Annotated in this window: 17 protein-coding genes; 9 read left to right on the plus strand and 8 right to left on the minus strand. The window is 61.3% G+C overall.

Going from position 1 to position 17,733, the window contains the following annotated elements; translation table 11 throughout:
• Window positions 1-13 precede the first annotated feature (13 nt).
• The 4 genes from kdpC to ACIPSK_RS00375 all read left to right on the plus strand — a co-directional run bounded on the left by kdpC (window position 14) and on the right by ACIPSK_RS00375 (window position 4,729).
• Window positions 14-583 carry a potassium-transporting ATPase subunit KdpC gene (gene kdpC / locus ACIPSK_RS00360; protein ID WP_170258366.1) on the plus strand — a complete coding sequence of 190 codons (570 nt, stop codon included), beginning with the start codon at window positions 14-16 and terminating at the stop codon, window positions 581-583.
• A 236-nt stretch (window positions 584-819) separates the two neighbouring features.
• Window positions 820-3,528 carry a sensor histidine kinase gene (locus tag ACIPSK_RS00365; protein WP_162115291.1) on the plus strand — a complete coding sequence of 903 codons (2,709 nt, stop codon included), beginning with the start codon at window positions 820-822 and terminating at the stop codon, window positions 3,526-3,528.
• The gene (locus tag ACIPSK_RS00370; protein ID WP_162115290.1) at window positions 3,525-4,217 is read left to right on the plus strand and encodes a response regulator transcription factor; all 693 of its coding nucleotides are present in this window, start codon (window positions 3,525-3,527) and stop codon (window positions 4,215-4,217) included. Before ACIPSK_RS00365 ends, ACIPSK_RS00370 begins: the two co-directional genes overlap by 4 nt.
• A 56-nt stretch (window positions 4,218-4,273) precedes the next feature.
• Window positions 4,274-4,729, plus strand: a complete 456-nt coding sequence (locus ACIPSK_RS00375) for a PTS sugar transporter subunit IIA (protein ID WP_162115289.1) — start codon at window positions 4,274-4,276, stop codon at window positions 4,727-4,729.
• Window positions 4,730-4,842: 113 nt separating this feature from the next.
• Here the strand turns inward: ACIPSK_RS00375 and ACIPSK_RS00380 are convergent, their stop codons facing one another.
• Window positions 4,843-5,859, minus strand: a complete 1,017-nt coding sequence (locus tag ACIPSK_RS00380; protein ID WP_017968352.1) for a porin — start codon at window positions 5,857-5,859, stop codon at window positions 4,843-4,845.
• A 12-nt stretch (window positions 5,860-5,871) separates the two neighbouring features.
• Window positions 5,872-6,105: a hypothetical protein gene (locus ACIPSK_RS00385; protein ID WP_157386387.1), complete on the minus strand. Its 234-nt coding sequence runs from the start codon at window positions 6,103-6,105 to the stop codon at window positions 5,872-5,874.
• 118 nt (window positions 6,106-6,223) lie between these two features.
• Between ACIPSK_RS00385 and ACIPSK_RS00390 the strand changes: the two genes are divergently transcribed.
• The 5 genes from ACIPSK_RS00390 (at window position 6,224) to ACIPSK_RS00410 (ending at window position 11,122) form a co-directional block, all read left to right on the plus strand.
• The gene (locus ACIPSK_RS00390; RefSeq protein ID WP_017968351.1) at window positions 6,224-7,249 is read left to right on the plus strand and encodes a sulfate ABC transporter substrate-binding protein; all 1,026 of its coding nucleotides are present in this window, start codon (window positions 6,224-6,226) and stop codon (window positions 7,247-7,249) included.
• An 8-nt stretch (window positions 7,250-7,257) separates the two neighbouring features.
• Entirely contained in the window at window positions 7,258-8,115 is an 858-nt protein-coding gene (gene cysT / locus ACIPSK_RS00395) for a sulfate ABC transporter permease subunit CysT (protein ID WP_162115288.1), read from the plus strand.
• On the plus strand, window positions 8,105-8,977 hold the full coding sequence (cysW, locus tag ACIPSK_RS00400) for a sulfate ABC transporter permease subunit CysW (RefSeq protein WP_017968349.1): 873 nt from the start codon (window positions 8,105-8,107) through the stop codon (window positions 8,975-8,977). The genes cysT and cysW overlap by 11 nt, the downstream gene beginning before the upstream one ends.
• A 10-nt stretch (window positions 8,978-8,987) precedes the next feature.
• Complete coding sequence (locus tag ACIPSK_RS00405; protein ID WP_162115287.1) at window positions 8,988-10,028, plus strand: sulfate/molybdate ABC transporter ATP-binding protein; 1,041 nt, start codon at window positions 8,988-8,990, stop codon at window positions 10,026-10,028.
• A 257-nt stretch (window positions 10,029-10,285) separates the two neighbouring features.
• The gene (locus ACIPSK_RS00410) at window positions 10,286-11,122 is read left to right on the plus strand and encodes a cell wall hydrolase (protein WP_162115286.1); all 837 of its coding nucleotides are present in this window, start codon (window positions 10,286-10,288) and stop codon (window positions 11,120-11,122) included.
• A 138-nt stretch (window positions 11,123-11,260) separates the two neighbouring features.
• Here the strand turns inward: ACIPSK_RS00410 and pepT are convergent, their stop codons facing one another.
• From pepT to ACIPSK_RS00440, 6 genes are all read right to left on the minus strand, one after another.
• Window positions 11,261-12,493 (minus strand): peptidase T, encoded by a 1,233-nt coding sequence (gene pepT / locus ACIPSK_RS00415; RefSeq protein ID WP_162115285.1) that lies wholly within the window; start codon window positions 12,491-12,493, stop codon window positions 11,261-11,263.
• Between the two features lie 105 nt (window positions 12,494-12,598).
• Window positions 12,599-13,351: a metallophosphoesterase gene (locus tag ACIPSK_RS00420; protein ID WP_162115284.1), complete on the minus strand. Its 753-nt coding sequence runs from the start codon at window positions 13,349-13,351 to the stop codon at window positions 12,599-12,601.
• Between the two features lie 71 nt (window positions 13,352-13,422).
• Window positions 13,423-14,481 (minus strand): ABC transporter ATP-binding protein, encoded by a 1,059-nt coding sequence (locus ACIPSK_RS00425; RefSeq protein ID WP_162115283.1) that lies wholly within the window; start codon window positions 14,479-14,481, stop codon window positions 13,423-13,425.
• A gap of 4 nt (window positions 14,482-14,485) precedes the next feature.
• Entirely contained in the window at window positions 14,486-15,316 is an 831-nt protein-coding gene (locus tag ACIPSK_RS00430; RefSeq protein WP_162115282.1) for a carbohydrate ABC transporter permease, read from the minus strand.
• 4 nt (window positions 15,317-15,320) lie between these two features.
• Window positions 15,321-16,256 (minus strand): carbohydrate ABC transporter permease, encoded by a 936-nt coding sequence (locus tag ACIPSK_RS00435; protein ID WP_162115281.1) that lies wholly within the window; start codon window positions 16,254-16,256, stop codon window positions 15,321-15,323.
• A 199-nt stretch (window positions 16,257-16,455) separates the two neighbouring features.
• Window positions 16,456-17,715: an ABC transporter substrate-binding protein gene (locus ACIPSK_RS00440; protein WP_162115280.1), complete on the minus strand. Its 1,260-nt coding sequence runs from the start codon at window positions 17,713-17,715 to the stop codon at window positions 16,456-16,458.
• Window positions 17,716-17,733: the final 18 nt, after the last annotated feature.

The raw sequence follows: 17,733 nt of genomic DNA on the forward strand, positions 1-17,733 counted from the left end.
AAGGAGTAAGACAATGTTCAAAGAACTTCGTCCGGCAATCGTCATGATCGTCGCCACCACCGCCATCACCGGTCTTCTCTATCCCCTCGCAATGACGGGTGCTGCCCAGGCCCTCTTCCCGACCCAGGCGAACGGCAGCCTGATCGAGAAGAACGGCCAGGTGATCGGCTCGACGCTGATCGGCCAGGCCTTCACCAGCGACAAGTATTTCCACGGCCGCCCTTCGGCCGCCGGCGACGGCTACAATGCGGCTGCCTCCAGCGGTTCGAATCTCGGCCCGACCAGCCAGAAGCTGATCGACCGCGTCAAGGGCGACTACGAGACCGCCAAGGCGACGAACCCGAACGCGGAGGTGCCCGCCGACCTCGTCACCGCTTCGGGCAGTGGCCTTGATCCCGATATCTCGCCGGAGGCTGCCTACTTTCAAGTGGCGCGCGTCGCCAAGGCACGTGGTGTTGATGAGGCCAAGGTCAAGGCGCTGGTCGACGGTGTGGTTCATGCCCGCGAACTCGGCATTCTCGGCGAACCCACAGTCAATGTTCTGGCGTTGAACCAGAGCCTTGATGCTTCTATGACTCAGTGACGTCGGAAGGCTGAGGGCGCCTCTGTAGGCCAGGGCGAGTTTGGCGAGAAGGCCAACACCACCCTCCGTCATCCTCGGGCTTGACCCGAGGATCCATGCCGTCGCCGCTGGTGGACGCGATGTAGATGCTCGGGTCAAGCCCGAGCATGACGGAGGGTGGGGGCCGCTCAACTGACTTAATGAGGGATACGAGACGTAACGCATTCTCGGCAGCCATCTGCAGAAAGACCACACGCATGCCAGACGACAATCGCGACCAGGCCGGCAGGCCCTCGCCCGATGCGCTTCTTGAAAAAGCCCGGGCGGAGTCGCGCGGCCGTCTGAAGATCTTCCTCGGTGCCGCCCCCGGTGTCGGCAAGACCTACGAGATGCTCGTCTCCGGCCGCGCCAAGATGGCCGACGGTCTCGATGTCGTCATCGGCGTTGTCGAAACTCATGGCCGCAAGGAGACCGAGGCGCTCGTCGCCGGCTTCGAGATCATCCCCCGCGTTGAAATCAGCTACAAGGGCCGGCCGCTCGAGGAAATGGACCTCGACGGCATCCTCGCCCGCCGGCCGGATCTTGTGCTGGTCGACGAACTCGCCCACACCAATGCCGAGGGCAGCCGCCATCCGAAGCGCTATCTCGATGTCAAGGAATTGCTCGATCGCGGCATCGACGTTTATACGACGCTGAATATCCAGCATGTCGAAAGCCTGAACGACGTCGTCTCGCAGATCACCCGCATCCGCGTGCGCGAGACGGTGCCGGACTCGATTATCGACCTTGCCGACGACGTCGAGATCATCGACCTGACGCCGGATGATCTGATCAAGCGTCTGCATGACGGCAAGGTCTACATGCCGCGCACCGCCGAACGTGCGCTGAGCAATTATTTCACCCCCGGCAACCTGACGGCACTGCGAGAGCTTGCGCTCCGCAAGACTGCCCAGCGCGTCGACGACCAGCTGCTCACGCATATGCAGGCCCATGCCATATCGGGCCCCTGGGCGGCGGGCGAACGCGTTCTCGTCTCGGTCGACCACCATCCGCGCTCCGCCTCGCTGGTGCGTTATGCCGCCCGCATGGCCTCGCGGCTGCGCGCGCCCTGGGCTGCCGTCTATATCGAGACCAACCGCTCGATCAATCTGACGGAAGCCGAGCGCGATATCGTCGCCGCCACGCTGCGCCTTGCCGAGCAGCTCGGCGGCGAAGCGATCACCATTCCCGGTCGCGAAGTGGCCGAGGAGCTCGTTCGTCATGCCACCGCCAATAACGTCACCCATATCGTCATCGGCGCCCCGAAGAAGCCGACATGGCGCGACTGGTGGAGCCGTTCGATCACCGACGAGCTGATCCGCAAGACCGGCGAGATCAGCGTCCATGTCATTTCAGGCAATGAGAAGGACGGCACCACCGCGCGCGGCGTCAGGGCGGCCGCCACCCCGCCGCCACTGGATTTCAGGGCCTACCTGCTGGCAACCGGTTATGTCGCCATCGCGCTCTGCGTCAGCATCGTGCTCGACCAGGTGCTCGACGTGCGCAACCTCGCCCTCGTCTTCCTGATGGCGGTGCTGACCTCCGCCGTCCTCCACGGCCTGCGGCCGGCCCTTTACAGCTGCATCCTCAGCGCGCTTTCCTTCAATTTCTTCTTCCTGCCGCCGCGCTACACGTTGACGATAAGCGATCCGGAAAGCGTACTTGCGCTCTTCTTCTTCCTGGGCGTCGCCATCATCGCCAGCAACCTGACCGCGACCGTGCAGCGCCAGGCGGCGGCCGCCCGCCAGCGGGCGCGCACGACCGAGGACCTCTATCTCTTCTCTAAAAAACTCGCCGGCACCGGCACGCTCGACGACGTGCTCTGGGCGACGGCCTTCCAGCTCGCCTCGATGCTGAAGGTCCGCGTCGTGCTGCTGCTGCCGGAAGAGGGCGGTATCGCCGTCAAGGCCGGTTATCCCCCCGATGACACGCTCGACGATGCCGATATCGCCGCGGCCCGCTGGGCCTGGGAGCACAATCATGCCGCCGGCCGCGGCGCCGACACCCTGCCCGGCGCCAAGCGCCTCTATGTGCCGCTCCGAACCGGGCGCACCGCCGTCGGCGTCATCGGCCTCGACAGCGACCGCCGCGACGGGCCGCTGCTGACACCGGAGCAACAGCGGCTGCTGGATGCGCTGGCCGATCAGGCGGCCCTTGCCATCGAACGCATCCAGCTTGTTGCCGATGTCGACCGGGCACGGCTTGCGGCCGAAGCGGACCGGCTGCGCTCGGCCCTGCTGACGTCGATCTCGCACGACCTGAAGACGCCGCTTGCCGCCATCCTCGGCGCCGCCGGCACGCTGCGCGATTATTTCGCCTCGATGCCGGAGGAGGATCGCAGCGACCTGCTGTCGACCGTCGTCGACGAATCCGAACGCCTCAACCGCTTCATCGCCAACCTGCTCGACATGACCAAGATCGAATCCGGCGCGATGGAGCCGAACCACGCGCTGCATTATGCCGGAGACATCGTCGGCAGCGCGCTGCGCCGCGCCGCAAAGATCCTCGATCACCACAAGACCGAGATGAGCATTCCCGCCGACCTGCCGATGGTACGCGTCGATCCCGTCCTGTTCGAACAGGTGATCTTCAACCTTCTCGACAATGCCGCAAAATACGCGCCCGAGGGATCGGTCATCCACATTGAGGGCTGGGCCGATGCCGACAACGTCGTCGTGCAGGTCTCGGACGAAGGCCCGGGTATTCCACCGGCCGATCTTACCCGCGTCTTCGATACCTTCTACCGCGTGCGCAAGGGCGATCAGGTGCGCGCCGGCACCGGGCTTGGCCTTTCCATCTGTCGCGGCTTCATCGAGGCGATGGGGGGCGCGATCACCGCCGGCAACCGGACGGGCCGTCCGGGCGCTGTCTTCACCATCCGCCTGCCGAAACCCACCGACATTCCAAAACTGGATGAACTCAAATGACCGGTTCAGCCGTCAAAATCCTCGTCGTCGACGACGAGCCTCCGATCCGCAAGCTGCTCCGCGTCGGCCTGACCGCGCAAGGCTACGAGGTGCAGGAGGCGCCGAACGCCAGCGCCGCCCGTCAGTCGGTCGCCGCCGACATGCCCGACCTCATCGTGCTCGACCTCGGCCTGCCCGATACATCAGGCCACGACTTGCTGCAGGCGTGGCGCGACGAAGGGCTTTCCATGCCGGTCGTCATTCTCTCCAGCCGCACTGACGAGGCCGGTATCGTCAAGGCGCTGGAAAGCGGCGCCGACGATTACGTCACCAAGCCCTTCGGCATCAACGAGCTCGGCGCCCGCATCCGCGTGGCGCTGCGCCACCGCCTGCAGCAGCAGGGCGAAAAGGCAATCTTCCAGACCGGCGGGCTGTCGATCGATCTCGTCAAGCGCATCGTCAAGGTCGACGGCCAGGAAATAAAGCTGTCGCCGAAGGAATACGACATCCTGCGCGTGCTCGCCCAGCACGCCGGTAAGGTGCTGACACACCAGTTTCTTTTAAAGCAGGTATGGGGGCCGGCGGCGGATGTGCAGTATCTGCGCGTCTATATCCGGCAGCTGCGGCAAAAGGTCGAGCAGCTTCCGGACCAGCCGCACTATATCACCACCGAGACCGGCGTCGGCTACCGGCTCAGGGAACCGGATTGACATCCCCTCCCTCCCGCTGCCCGAGCAGTATTGAGCCGAACAGTATTGAGAATGACATGAACCTTCTGAACATCATACGGCCGGAACACACCTCCATCGGCGTGTCGGCGCCGACCAAATGGCGCGCGCTGCAGACCATCGCGGACAAGGCGGCCAAGGCATTCTCCGTCGATGGCCAGACCATCCTGAAGGCGCTCGAAGCGCGTGAGAAGCTCGGTTCCACCGGCATCGGCAACGGTATCGCCATTCCACATGCGGCGATCGACGGCATGACCAGCCCGCGCGGCCTTCTCATCCGCTTCGCCCAACCACTGAATTTCGAAGCGATCGACGATATCCCGACCGACATCGCCTTCGTGCTGCTCTTTGGAGAAAACAATCGCGGCGAATATCTGAACGTGCTGTCTGCCATCGCCAGGCGGCTGCAATCGGACGGCGTGCTTGCCGCCATGCGCAAGGCAAGAACGGTCGACGAATTCTATTCCGATTTCATCGCCGATTCACGGGTGTGACGTCCAAATTCAATAGCGAGAGCATGATGTCGTCCGAAGATCGCTCACACTTGTCGGCATCATAAAAAGGCGCGGCCCGAAGGTCGCGCCCGCTCGTCTGCAATCAGACTATCTTAGAAATCGCGCTGGAAGCGCAGGAAGCCGAACACTTCGTCGTCGCCTTCGTCCTCATCGTGATATTGCACGCTGAGCTTCGTACGCAGGTCTTCGACGATCTGGTAGTCGATGGTGACACCTGTGGTATAGGCGCTGCCGCCGGTGAAGCCGTTGCCGTCAGCCTCGAGAGCGATGTTTTCGAAGTACTGGAAGCCGGGAGTGACCTTCCACTTGTCGTTGATCTTCAAGGCATATTCTGCTGCGATCGTCCATTCGGACTCTTCGTAGTAGTAGTTGGCGCCGCTTGCCCATACGCCGGCGATGCCGAGCGTGCCCGGGCCGATATCGGCATAGACGATGCCGCGGACAGCGACTTCGCTGGTGTCGGTGTCATAACCGGCAAGCAGGTAAGCGCTGATGGCGCCGGCCTTGTAAGAGACCTGGCCTGCGACACCAAAGTTGTTCGGGCCGTCGCCCGGCTTGGTGGCGTAGTCGTCTTCCAGTTCGTCGACCGAGATGCCGGCCGCGAAAGCGCCGGCCTCGTACTGATAACGGATCGAGTTGTGGGTCGTCTCGTTGCTGGCGAGCGTATCGGTCTCGCCGCTCATGTCGTCATCCCACCAGCTGTACAGCTTACCGACGCGGAAACCGGCAATGTCGATATAGCCTTCATCGAGCAATGCTTCCTGGTCGGTGGCATTGTCGACATTGTAACGCAGCGTGATGACGCCGGTGAGCGTGCCGTACTCGGTGTCGTTCTTGGCCTGGAAGGTGACCTGACCGCGAGTCCAGAAGTCTACGTCGGAGTCGCCGGAAATATGGTCACCGAAACGCACTTCAGTACGGATGTAACCGCCGATCGAAAGGCATGTTTCCGTCCCCGGAATATAAAAATAGCCGGTACCGTAGGCGTCGCAAACGCGAACATATTCCACGGGCTCGGGTTCCGCCGCCACGATGGCGTCGGCTGCACGGGCTCCGGAGGCCGCGGCAAGGGCGGCAACGGAGGCAAAAAGGATCGTCCTGATATTCATTTTGAATGGCCCTTAACAGGTTTGGAATGCGAGGCGCACTTCAAGGGTTGCCCCCGCGTTGCGGTCGGCGAATACGACCGCAACGGAGGCCATATAGGAATCCGCAAGTGTCATCGCGGCAAAATCTTGGCAAAAATCAGCACCATCATGTCGCTTTCGCGGAGGAACTGTGGCCAAAAAAACACGCTCCCGCGACACGACGGCGGGCGACGATCGATTGGCCGCGGCCAACTTCGGCACGTCCATTTCGAAACCGCCTCTTAAATGGAATGACATTCTAACAGCCCGGCTGGAACGGGAAGAAACTTCGTTTCATTATACGACTGAATGGATAGAGTTAAGACACAAAAACAGGAGGGTTCCCATGCAGACACAACGGTTCACCCGGCTCCTCGCGGCGGCGGTCATGGCAGGCAGCTTCGCAATCGGGGGCATCGCTCCGGCATTCGCGGATCAGACGCTTCTTAACGTTTCATACGATCCGACCCGCGAATTGTACAAGGATTTCAATGCCGCCTTTGCCGCCAAGTGGCAAAAGGACAGCGGTGAAACCGTGACGATCCAGGCATCGCATGGCGGCTCCGGCGCCCAGGCCCGCTCCGTCATCGACGGCCTCGACGCCGATGTCGTGACACTTGCCCTCGAAGGCGATATCGACGCCATCGCCAAGGCGACCGGCAAGATCCCGGCCGACTGGAAGACCAAGTTCCCCAACAATTCGACGCCTTATACGTCGACGATCGTCTTCCTCGTCCGCAAGGGCAACCCGAAGGGCATCAAGGATTGGGGCGACCTGGTCAAGGACGACGTGCAGGTCATCACCCCGAACCCGAAGACATCGGGCGGCGCGCGCTGGAACTTCCTTGCCGCCTGGGCATGGGCGAAGCAGGCCAACGGCGGCGACGAAGCCAAGGCGCAGGATTACGTTGCGAAACTGCTGCAGCACGTTCCGGTTCTCGACACCGGCGCCCGCGGCGCCACGACCACCTTCGTCCAGCGCGGCCTCGGCGATGTGCTGCTCGCCTGGGAAAACGAAGCCTATCTTTCGCTCGAGGAACTCGGTCCCGACCAGTTCGAGATCGTGACACCGACCTTCTCCATTCGCGCCGACCCGCCGGTCGCCATCGTCGACGGCAATGTCGACAAGAAGGGAACACGCAAGGTCGCCGAAGCCTATCTCAACTACCTCTATTCGGACGAAGGCCAGAAGATCGCCGCCAAGCATTACTACCGGCCGTTCAAGCCGGAAGCCGCCGATCCGGCTGACATCGCCCGCTTCCCGAAGCTGACGCTGGCGACCATCGACGACTTCGGCGGCTGGAAGAGCGCACAGCCGAAATTCTTTGGCGACGGCGGCGTATTTGACCAAATCTACAAGCCGGCCCAATAATAGACTTCATGAAAGCACATAGCCCCACGCGGTGGCGGTTCAAACGGCCGAGCGTCATTCCGGGTTTCGGAATGGCGCTCGGCCTTACCTTGACCTGGCTCACCCTTCTGATCCTCATCCCGCTTTCGGGCCTTGCCGTCCGGTCGAGCGCGCTCGGCTGGGAGAAATTCTGGTCGATCGCGGTCGATCCCCGCACGTTGAACGCACTGCGTATCAGCTTCGGCAGCGCCTTCATCGCCGCGATCGTCAACGCCGTCTTCGGCATCATCCTCGCCTGGGTGCTGGTGCGTTACCGCTTCCCCGGCAAACGCATCATCGATGCCATGGTCGACCTGCCCTTCGCGCTGCCGACCGCCGTTGCCGGCATCGCACTGGCGACACTCTATGCGCCGAACGGCTGGATCGGTCAGTTCCTGACGCCGCTCGGCATCAAGATCGCCTTTACGCCAGCCGGCATCGTCGTGGCGCTGATCTTCGTCGGCCTGCCCTTCGTGGTGCGCACCGTGCAGCCCGTCATGGAGGAGATCGACAAGGAAGTGGAGGAGGCTGCGGCAACGCTCGGCGCCAACCGCTTCCAGACGATTTTCCGCGTGCTGCTGCCGGGGCTGGCGCCGGCCGTGCTCACCGGCTTCGCGCTCGCCTTTGCCCGCGGCGTCGGCGAATACGGCTCGGTCATCTTCATCGCCGGCAACCTGCCGTTCAAATCGGAGATTGCGCCGCTGCTGATCATCATCAAACTCGAAGAGTATAATTACGCGGCAGCCACCGGCATTGCGGCGATCATGCTGGTCCTCTCGTTCGCCCTGCTGCTGGTCATCAACCTCATCCAGAGCTGGAGCAGGCGGAGGTATGGCTATGGCGCTTGATGCGACCGTTCGACCGGCAAAGCTGCGTTCGGTGACGACTGAACATCGGATCGCACGCTACAGCCTGATTGTCCTTTCACTCGTCTTCTTGCTGCTGATCCTGCTGCTGCCCCTCGCGGCCGTTTTCGTAGAGGCCTTCCGCAAGGGCACCGGCCCCTTCCTCGAGGCGCTCGGCGATGCGGAGACATTTTCGGCAATCCGCCTCACATTGATCGTCGCGGGGATCAGCGTGCCGCTCAACCTCGCCTTCGGGGTCACCGCCGCCTGGGCAATCGCCAAATTCGAGTTCAAAGGCAAAGCCTTCCTGACGACGCTGATCGACCTGCCCTTCTCGGTCTCACCCGTGATATCGGGCCTGGTCTTCGTTCTGCTGTTCGGCGCCAATACCTGGCTCGGCCAGTGGTTCAGCGCTCACGACATCAAGATCCTGTTTGCGGTGCCGGGGCTGATCCTCGCCACCATGTTCGTCACCTTCCCCTTCGTCGCCCGCGAACTGATTCCGCTGATGCAGGAACAGGGAACGGCCGACGAGGAGGCGGCCCTTTCGCTCGGCGCCAGCGGCTGGCAGACCTTCTGGCACGTGACCTTGCCGAATATCAAATGGGGCCTGCTCTACGGCGTGCTTCTCTGCAACGCCCGCGCCATGGGTGAATTCGGCGCCGTCTCAGTGGTATCAGGCCACATCCGCGGCCAGACCAATACGATGCCGCTGCAGGTGGAAATCCTCTATAACGAGTATAATTTCACCGGCGCTTTTGCCGTCGCCACGCTTTTGGCCTTGCTCGCGCTCCTGACTCTTGTTTTGAAGACGCTGCTGGAAATGCGCTATAGCGCCGAAATCGCCGCCAGCCGGCGGCACTGAAGGAATTGGAATGGAAGTACGCGTTCAAAACATTCGCAAGGAATTCGATCGTTTTCCGGCGCTGCACGATGTCTCGCTCGACATCCGCTCCGGCGAGCTGATCGCACTGCTCGGCCCTTCGGGTTCCGGCAAGACGACATTGCTGCGCCTGATCGCCGGGCTGGAAAGCCCGACGGAGGGGCTGATCTTCTTCGGCGACGAGGATGCCTCGAAGAAATCAGTGCAGCAGCGCAATATCGGCTTCGTCTTCCAGCATTATGCCCTCTTCCGCTACATGACGGTGCTCGATAACGTCACCTTCGGCCTGAGAGTCAGAAAGGGTGCGCGGCGGCCTGCGAAGGCCGACATCCGCCGGCGGGCGCTGAAACTGCTCGACCTTGTCCAGCTTTCCGGTCTTGAAAAACGCTATCCCGCCCAGCTTTCCGGCGGTCAGCGCCAGCGCGTGGCCCTCGCCCGCGCTATGGCCGTCGAGCCGAACGTGCTGCTGCTCGACGAACCCTTCGGGGCGCTCGACGCCCAGGTTCGCAAGGACCTGCGCAAATGGCTGCGCGAGATCCACGACCGCACCGGCCACACCACCGTTTTCGTCACCCACGACCAAGACGAGGCCTTGGAACTCGCCGACCGTGTCGTCGTTATGAGCCAGGGCGCGATCGAGCAGGTCGGCACGCCCGACCAAGTCTACGATTATCCGAACTCGCCCTTCGTCTTCGGCTTCATCGGCCAATCGAACTGCCTTGAGGTCGAGATATCAGGCGGTGACATCCTCTTCGAAGGCCGTTCGCTCGGTCTTAATGCCGATGGTGAGCCCGAGGGACCCGCGCAGCTCTACTTCCGCCCGCATGACGTCAGGCTCTGCGAATCAGCCGAAAACTGCATAGCCGGCCAGCCGGTCTCCAGCCGCCGCGTGGCAGGCACCCGTCATATCGAATTGGATATCGGCAACGACCGCCCGCATATCGAGATCGAATTGCCGCCGAGCGAGGCCGACAGGCTTGACCGCAACCGGGTAGCTTTCAAGCCAACCCGCTGGAAACTGTTCCGCAGCTGATGGAGATTGGGGCAGCGCCGCGCGTCTTTTCGAGAGCTGCAGAAGACGCTGTAACACTTTGAATTGCTGCTTAATTTTATCCTTGGATCGATTCCGATCTCGGGAATTATGGAAAGGCTCATCGCCGGAATCGTATTTGGCGAGAAGCCCTTAAGGTTTTTGTTATCTAAGGTTGTTTGTATTTCAGTCATATGACGAGTAAAACGTTTTCGCTTAATCATGAAGGGCTGAACTAATTCCGTAGGAGGCACCTGGCGTTGAGGGCGGAGATTTCCTTTGGAAAATCCCTGATCGGGATTTTGTTTGTAGGACTGGCAGCGGCAAGCTGCACGACGACATCGAAACCGGCGGCGACGGCGGCGAACACCAAGACGAAGCAGGGCCAAGCGGCGAAAGTCACGTTCAATTATACGGCCAAAGACCGCGAGTGCCTCCAACGCGCGATGTATTTCGAATCGCAGCATTCGGACGAGGACGGCTACATGGCTGTCGGGACCGTCGTCATGAACAGGCTCACCTCTGGCGCCTATTCCACATCGATCTGCGGCGTCGTGGCCCAGAAAAGGCAGTTCGCGCCCGGCGTGATGACGCGCGAAGTCAAACCGCAGGCGGAAACTGAGCTTGCGAGCGCGGCCGATGCGATTCTTATCAAGGGCGCACGCCATCCTGCGGTGAAGGATGCGATGTTCTTCCACACCGATGGCCTGAAATTCCCTTACGACAACATGCACTATGTGACGGTTGCCGGCGGTAACGCCTTCTACGAGAAGCGCGATTCCAACGGCATGCTTGAAACGCCGCCGCCGCTGCCCTCCTACGAGGTGGCGATGAACTATGTGCCCGGCGAAAGCATGCTGCCGCCGCAATTCGAGGCATTGATACCCTCGGCAGTTCCCGTTCCTCTGCCGGCTCCGGACCCCATGGCGACGGCAAGCACGGGGCAGATGCGGATAACGGCGCCGGTGACTTCGCCGGAAACATCACCGGTAACATCGGTCGAGCCGGAGCCGGGAATGCCCATCGCGATCCCTATTCCCCGGCCCGCCTATGACAGCGTGATGCTGCGTGAAAGCCTTCCGACGAACGGTGGTTAAACCGTCCTTCCGGTATGAGTTAGATGGAAGCGCGCCTAAAGCGCGTCGCAATCTTTCAGATCCGCTTACCGCACTTCAGGTCTTTGATTTCCGCATGTCGCGATCTCAAAACCGCTGCACACTTTTGCGCGACATGCTTTAGGCGCGCTCTTCCCAGACCCTCGCCAATTCCACGATCGTTTTGACGGCCTTTTCCATGTCCTGACGGCTCACCCATTCTAGCGGCGAGTGGAAAGCATGGCCGCCGGCGAAGATGTTCGGGCACGGCAGTCCCATGAAGGAAAGGCGAGAGCCATCCGTGCCGCCGCGGATGCTGCCGCGCACCGGCGTCATGCCGGCCCGGCGCACCGCCTCGATGGCGTTCTCGACGATCTCCGGGTGACGATCGAGCACCACCTTCATGTTGCGATATTGCTCCTTCACCTCAAAACGATAGGTCGAGCCGGGATAGCCAGCCAACACGTCCTTAACGATGGCTTCGAGCATCGTTTCCTTTTCCGTCAGCCCCTTGTCGGTGAAGTCACGGATGATGAGGCTCAGCGACGCCTTCTCCATCGATCCGGTCACGCCTGTCGGATGGATGAAGCCCTGCTTTCCTTCGGTGGTCTCGGGGGCAAGATGCCTCGGCAGCCGGTCGATGATGGCGCCTGCGATCTTGATGGCGTTTTCCATGCGGTCCTTGGCAAAGCCGGGATGGATTGCCACACCTGATATGCTGATCTCGACGCCATCGGCCGAGAAGGTCTCATCCTCGATATGGCCGGCCGTCTCGCCGTCCATCGTATAGGCGAAGTCGGCACCGAGTTTCTTCAGGTCGACCTTGTTGACGCCGCGCCCGACTTCCTCGTCGGGGGTGAACAGGATCTTGATCGTCCCGTGCCTGATATCGGGATTACCGACGAGCATCTGAGCGGCGGTCATGATTTCGGCCAGTCCGGCCTTGTCGTCGGCACCGAGCAATGTCGTGCCGTCGGTCGTGACGATATCGTTGCCGATCTGGTTCTTCAGTTCGGGATGATCGCTGACGCGGATCACCCGGCTCGTATCATTGGCAAGCTTGATATCACCGCCGGCATAGTTCCTGATGATCTGCGGCTTGACATCGGTGCCGCTGAAATCGGGTGCGGTATCCATATGCGAGCAGAAACAGATGACCGGCACCGTCTTGTCACTATTGGCCGGAATGGTCGCGTAGATATAGCCGTGTTCATCGAGATGCGCGTCGGCAAGACCGATCTTCAGCAGTTCATCGACCAGAACCCGGCCGAGATCCTTCTGCTTGCCGGTGGTCGGCTGCGTCGACGAGGCAGGATCGGATTGCGTATCGATAACGACATAACGGAGAAAGCGGTCGAGAACAGTGTCGATCATGGCATCCAGTCCAGCAAGATCACACGGACGATATAGCCCTCCTGGGCGATGCGGCAAAAGATTTTTCCGCTCGCAGCGCGTGAGGAATGACTGTTCAATCCCATTTCATGCCCCCCTGTCGGATACCGGAATCGAGACCACATGTGAAACCAGCCTACCGTCGCTGACCTCATGCACGAGGAAGGACGGAGCGTCGATCACCGAAAGATCGGCACGGCCTTCCAGCAGAAGCGGATTGGGCAGGCAAAGGGAGCCGCAGGTCTGGACAGGGATCGATCCCAACCGACCAATTGCAGGTCGGTGGACATGGCCGCAGAGAATCGCCAGCGGCAGCCTGTGCATTGTCTCCAGGGTGCTGAGAAGCGCACTGCCGTTCCTGCATCCCACCTGGTCCAGCACCTCGATGCCGATCCTGAATGGCGGCTGATGCATGAAGAGAAGCGAGGGTGTCGTCACATCCGCAAGCACGCTCATCAGCCATGGCAGATGCGGCAGGACATCGCCATAGCTCCGACCGGCGACGGTCACATCGACACCGAAGAGGGTCAGGGCATCGACGGCTGTCTGGAAGTGCACTGGTCCCGTCGCATTGATCCACGAGCCGACGGCGGCAAGTTCGGAACGCATCAATTGCACGTCGTCACCGTTGCCCGGCAACAGGTGGACAGGGCAGTCCAGCGACCGCAGGCTTTCGGCGACCAGGCGATAGCCTTGCCGCCATCCGTCGTCCACCAGATCTCCGGTGACAACAAGTGCATCCGGGCGGAACGTCTTCAGCCACGCTATCGCTCGCTCCAGCGTCCGCAGCGACGAAAGGTCCGGCCTCGCATGGATATCGGATATCTGCGCAACAAGCATGTTCTGCCTCCCCACCCTACCGGAGACAGTATGCCGAAACCGATAGCGTCCGGCTACCGGCCTCCGACCATTCAATCGACGCGTTTTCCTTCGCCATCGAACACGTGCAGATATTGAGCGGGGAAGGCCACATTGATTTTCGGACCTGCCTTCAGCGCTTCGCGGTTCAGCGTGAAGATCTTGAATGGCAGACCATGCAGGGCAAGGTGCAGGATGATGCCGAAGCCTGTGGGCTCGACGAGTTCCACATCGGTGGCGAGCCCTGCCCCGCCGTCGCTCACCAGCACATGCTCCGGCCGGATGCCGAGCGTCACCTTTGCGCCGTCGACAAGCGGCAGCGGCTTTGCAAGCGGCACGATCGTGCCGTCCTTCAACTTCACGCCGCCGGCATCATAGGTGGCCTCGAGGAAATTCATCCCCGGCGAGCCGATGAAGCCGGCGACAAAGAGATTGGCGGGGCGGTCGTAGAGTTCCAGGGGACTGCCGACCTGCTGGACCACCCCGCCATGCATGGCGACGATCCGGTCCGCCAGCGTCATTGCCTCGATCTGGTCGTGGGTCACGTAGATTGAGGTCGCCTTCAGGTCGCCATGCAGTTTCTTGATTTCGGCGCGCATCTGTTCGCGCAGGCGCGCATCGAGGTTCGACAGCGGTTCGTCGAACAGAAAGGCCTTCGGCTGGCGCACGATGGCGCGGCCCATGGCGACGCGCTGGCGCTGGCCGCCGGAAAGCGCCTTCGGCCTTCGTTCGAGCAAAGGGTCGAGGCCGAGCTTGGCAGCGGCTGCGGCCACCGCGCCTGCAATCTTCTCCTTCGCCACCTTCCGGAGCCTGAGGCTGTAGCTCATATTGCCGGCGACGTTCATATGCGGGTAAAGCGCGTAGGACTGGAACACCATGGCGATGTCGCGATCCTTGGGATGCAGCTCGTTGACCCTATTGCCGGCGATGCTGATCTCGCCTGATGTGACCTCCTCCAGCCCGGCGATCATCCGCAGCAGCGTGGACTTGCCACAGCCGGACGGGCCGACGAGCACGACGAACTCGCCGTCCCGGATCTCGAGGTCGACGCCGTGCAGCACCTGCACATGGCCATAGGCTTTGTGGATATTCCGGATATCGATCGATGCCATTTGTTTAACCCTTGACCGCGCCGGCCGTCAGGCCCTGGACGAGATAGCGCTGGATAAGCAGGAAGAAGAGGCCGGCCGGAATGAGCGCCATGACGCCCGCCGCCATCATCTGCCCGAAATCCACCGAGAATTTCGAAACGAAAGTGAGAAGGCCGACCGGGAAGGTCGCCGCATCATTGCCGTTGATCAGCATCAGCGCGAAGAGCAGTTCGCTCCAGGCGGCGGTGAAGACGAAACCGAGGGTGGCGGCGATCCCCGGCAGCGTCAGCGGCAGGATGATCTGGCGAAACGCCGTGAACTGCGTCGCCCCGTCGATCTTCGCCGCCTCTTCGAGATCCCTCGGGATGCCGTCGAAGAAGGACTGCATCAGGAAGGTGGCAAAAGGCACGTTGAAGGCGGTGTAGACGACGACGAGCCCGGTCAGGCTGTTGGTCAGGTGCAGCGGCGACAGGATCTTGAAGATCGGCGCCACCAGCATGACCAGCGGGAACATCTGGGTCAGCAGCATCAGGGCGACGATCCAGTATTTTGCCCGGAAATTGAAGCGCGACAGCGCATATCCCGAGAGCGAGGCGCAGATGGTCACGGTGACAGCCGTCGAGGCCGAGACGATCAGGCTGTTCTTGAAGAAGGTCGGAAAGGCGCTGTGGCGCAGCACGAAGGCATAGTGATCCCATGTCATGCGCGATGGCCACATGCGCACCCCTTCGCTATAGAGCAGGTCATTCGGCGTCACCGAGACCTTGAGCAGCCAGAACAGCGGAAAAAGTGCGAAGGCGATGTAGCAGAGGATCGCCAGACGGTGTGCGATGGTGGGAATGACGGATCGTCTCATGATCTCAATCCTTGCTCAGCAGCGTCTGCCGGAGCAGGATGATCAGCATCGAATAGGCAAGCAGCAGCACGAGCAGCACCAGCGCGATCGCCGAGGCATAACCGAAATCGAGCCGCCTGAAGGCCGTCGTGAAGATGTAGCTGGCGACGATCTGCGTTCGGTCGGCCGGCCCGCCACTGGTCATGACGACGATGAGATCGGCGAAATTGGAAATCCATACGGTGCGCAGCAGCACCGTGATGGCGATCGTCGGCGCCAGAAACGGCAGGGTGATCGAGCGGAAGCGCTGGAACCAGCCGGCGCCGTCGATCGATGCCGCCTCATAGAGATCGCGCGGGATCGCCTGCAGCGCCGCAAGCAGGGTGATGGCGAAGAACGGAATGCCCCACCAGACATTGGCGACGATCGGCCCCCACATCGCATAATTGGGATCGGAGAGGATGTTGCCCGGCTCATGCATCAGCCCGAGGGCGAAGAGCCAGTGCGGGATCGGCCCGATGACGGGATTGAACAGCCAGGCCCAGTTGAGGCCGGCGAGAAAGGACGGCACGGCCCAAGGCAGGAAGACCAGTGCCTGGGCGATTGCCCGGCCCTTAAACGGCTTGTCGAGCAGCAGCGCCAGGATCAGCCCGAAGACGAACTGCAGGACGACGGAAGCGCCGGTCCACCAGAGCGTGTTCCTTAGCGCGCCATAGAAGGCGGCATCGCCAGCAAGCTCGCGGAAATGATCGAGCCCGATGAAGCCGCCGGAAAACGGATTGAGCAGTTGGATATCGCGGAAGGCATAGGAAATGCCGACCGTCAGCGGCACCAGCATCACCGCAATGATCAGGATCAGCGACGGCGCGCTGTAGAGATAGGGCTCCGAAGCATCGGCAACACGACGCAGCCATGGCCTGCGGTCGCGACGCATATCGAGCGTATCGGCGGAAATGGTCATCGGTCTGCAATTTCCATTGTCTTACCCGGTTGGGAATTTGTGGTGCTTTTGAATGGAGAGACCGGAGCCCCTCATCCGCCTGCCGGCACCTTCTCCCCGCTGGGGAGAAGGGAATATGCCGCAACGTTTCCGTTCCCTTCTCCCTCGGGGAGAAGGTAGCCCGTAGGGTCGGTTGAGGGGCTTCTGGCTCAAAGCCCACTTATTTCTTGGCAAGAAACTTCTGCTGTGCCTTGGTGAGGTATTCGGCCCACTGGTTGGCCAAGTCCTTCGCCGAGATATCGCCGAGCAATGCCTGCTGTGAGGTCTTGATCGCCAGCGAATCCTTGAAGAAGGCGAATTCCTCGAGGTAGGTCGGCATCACGGTTGGTACCGTGTTCGGGTCCGCCAGTTCCTCGAACCAGCCCTTGAACTGGTCACCGGCATAGAAGGGATCCTTCTCGGCCGCCGTATAGGCCGGGAGGGCGCCGATGCGCTTGTTCCACTCGATATTGCCTTCCGGCCCTTCGAGGGTGGCGATCAGCTTCCAGGAGAGATCCTTGTTGCCGCTGGTCGTGAACATCGACCAACCGCCATAGCCGATCGTCGGGAAGGACTTGCCGTCAGGACCCTTCGGCAACGGCATCACGCCGAAATCATCCTTATTCATGCGTTCGGCGATGGCGATCAGCGCATCCGGATCCTGGTCGAGGAAAGCGCAGGTGCCGGAGTAGAAGCCGGCGACGACTTCGTTGAAGCCCCAGTTGACGCTATCCTTCGGCGCATAGCCCTTCTTGTAGAGATCGACCATCCATTCGATGCCCTTGGCCCAGCCGGGGCTGTTCATCGTCGAGGTGCCGTCGTCGTTGAAGTACTTGTTCGAGCCGGCCATCGAGGCGGCAAAGATCATCCAGCCGTTGAGGCCGCCTGGTCCGCCGCGCATGCAGTAGCCGTATTTGCCGGACAGTTTGGAAACTTTCTCCGAAGCGGCGGTGAATTCCTCCATCGTCTTCGGCGGCGCGGCGACGCCAGCTTCGGCAAGCAGTTTCTTGTTGTAGAACATCGCCCTCAGATAGAAGCCGTAGGGCAGCATATAGGCTGTGTTCTTGATGTCACGGCCGAGTTCGAGCGCGCGCGGCGTCAGCTCCTTGGTGTGTTCCCACTTTTCGAGGTAGGGCTCCAGGCTCTCGAGCATGCCGTTATTGGCATAGAGCGACAGCCAGGTATCGGGCATTTCCATGACATCGGGCACGTCGCCGGCCGACACCATGGTCGCGAACTTCTGGAAGGCTTCGTTCCAGGGCAGCGAGATGATGTCGACCTTGGTGCCGGGATTGGCGGATTCGAATTTGCCGACGATCGATTTCAGCGTTTCGGTGCGCTCCGGGCTGGTGATGACTTCGACAAGCTTGAGCGTCGTATCGGCAAAGGCCGTACCCGCCATCATCGAAGCAAAGAGCGTCGAGATTATTAGTTTTTTCATGGCTCAGTTCCCCCTTAT

The sequence above is a fragment of the Rhizobium sp. LARHSG275 genome, from assembly GCF_052871115.1.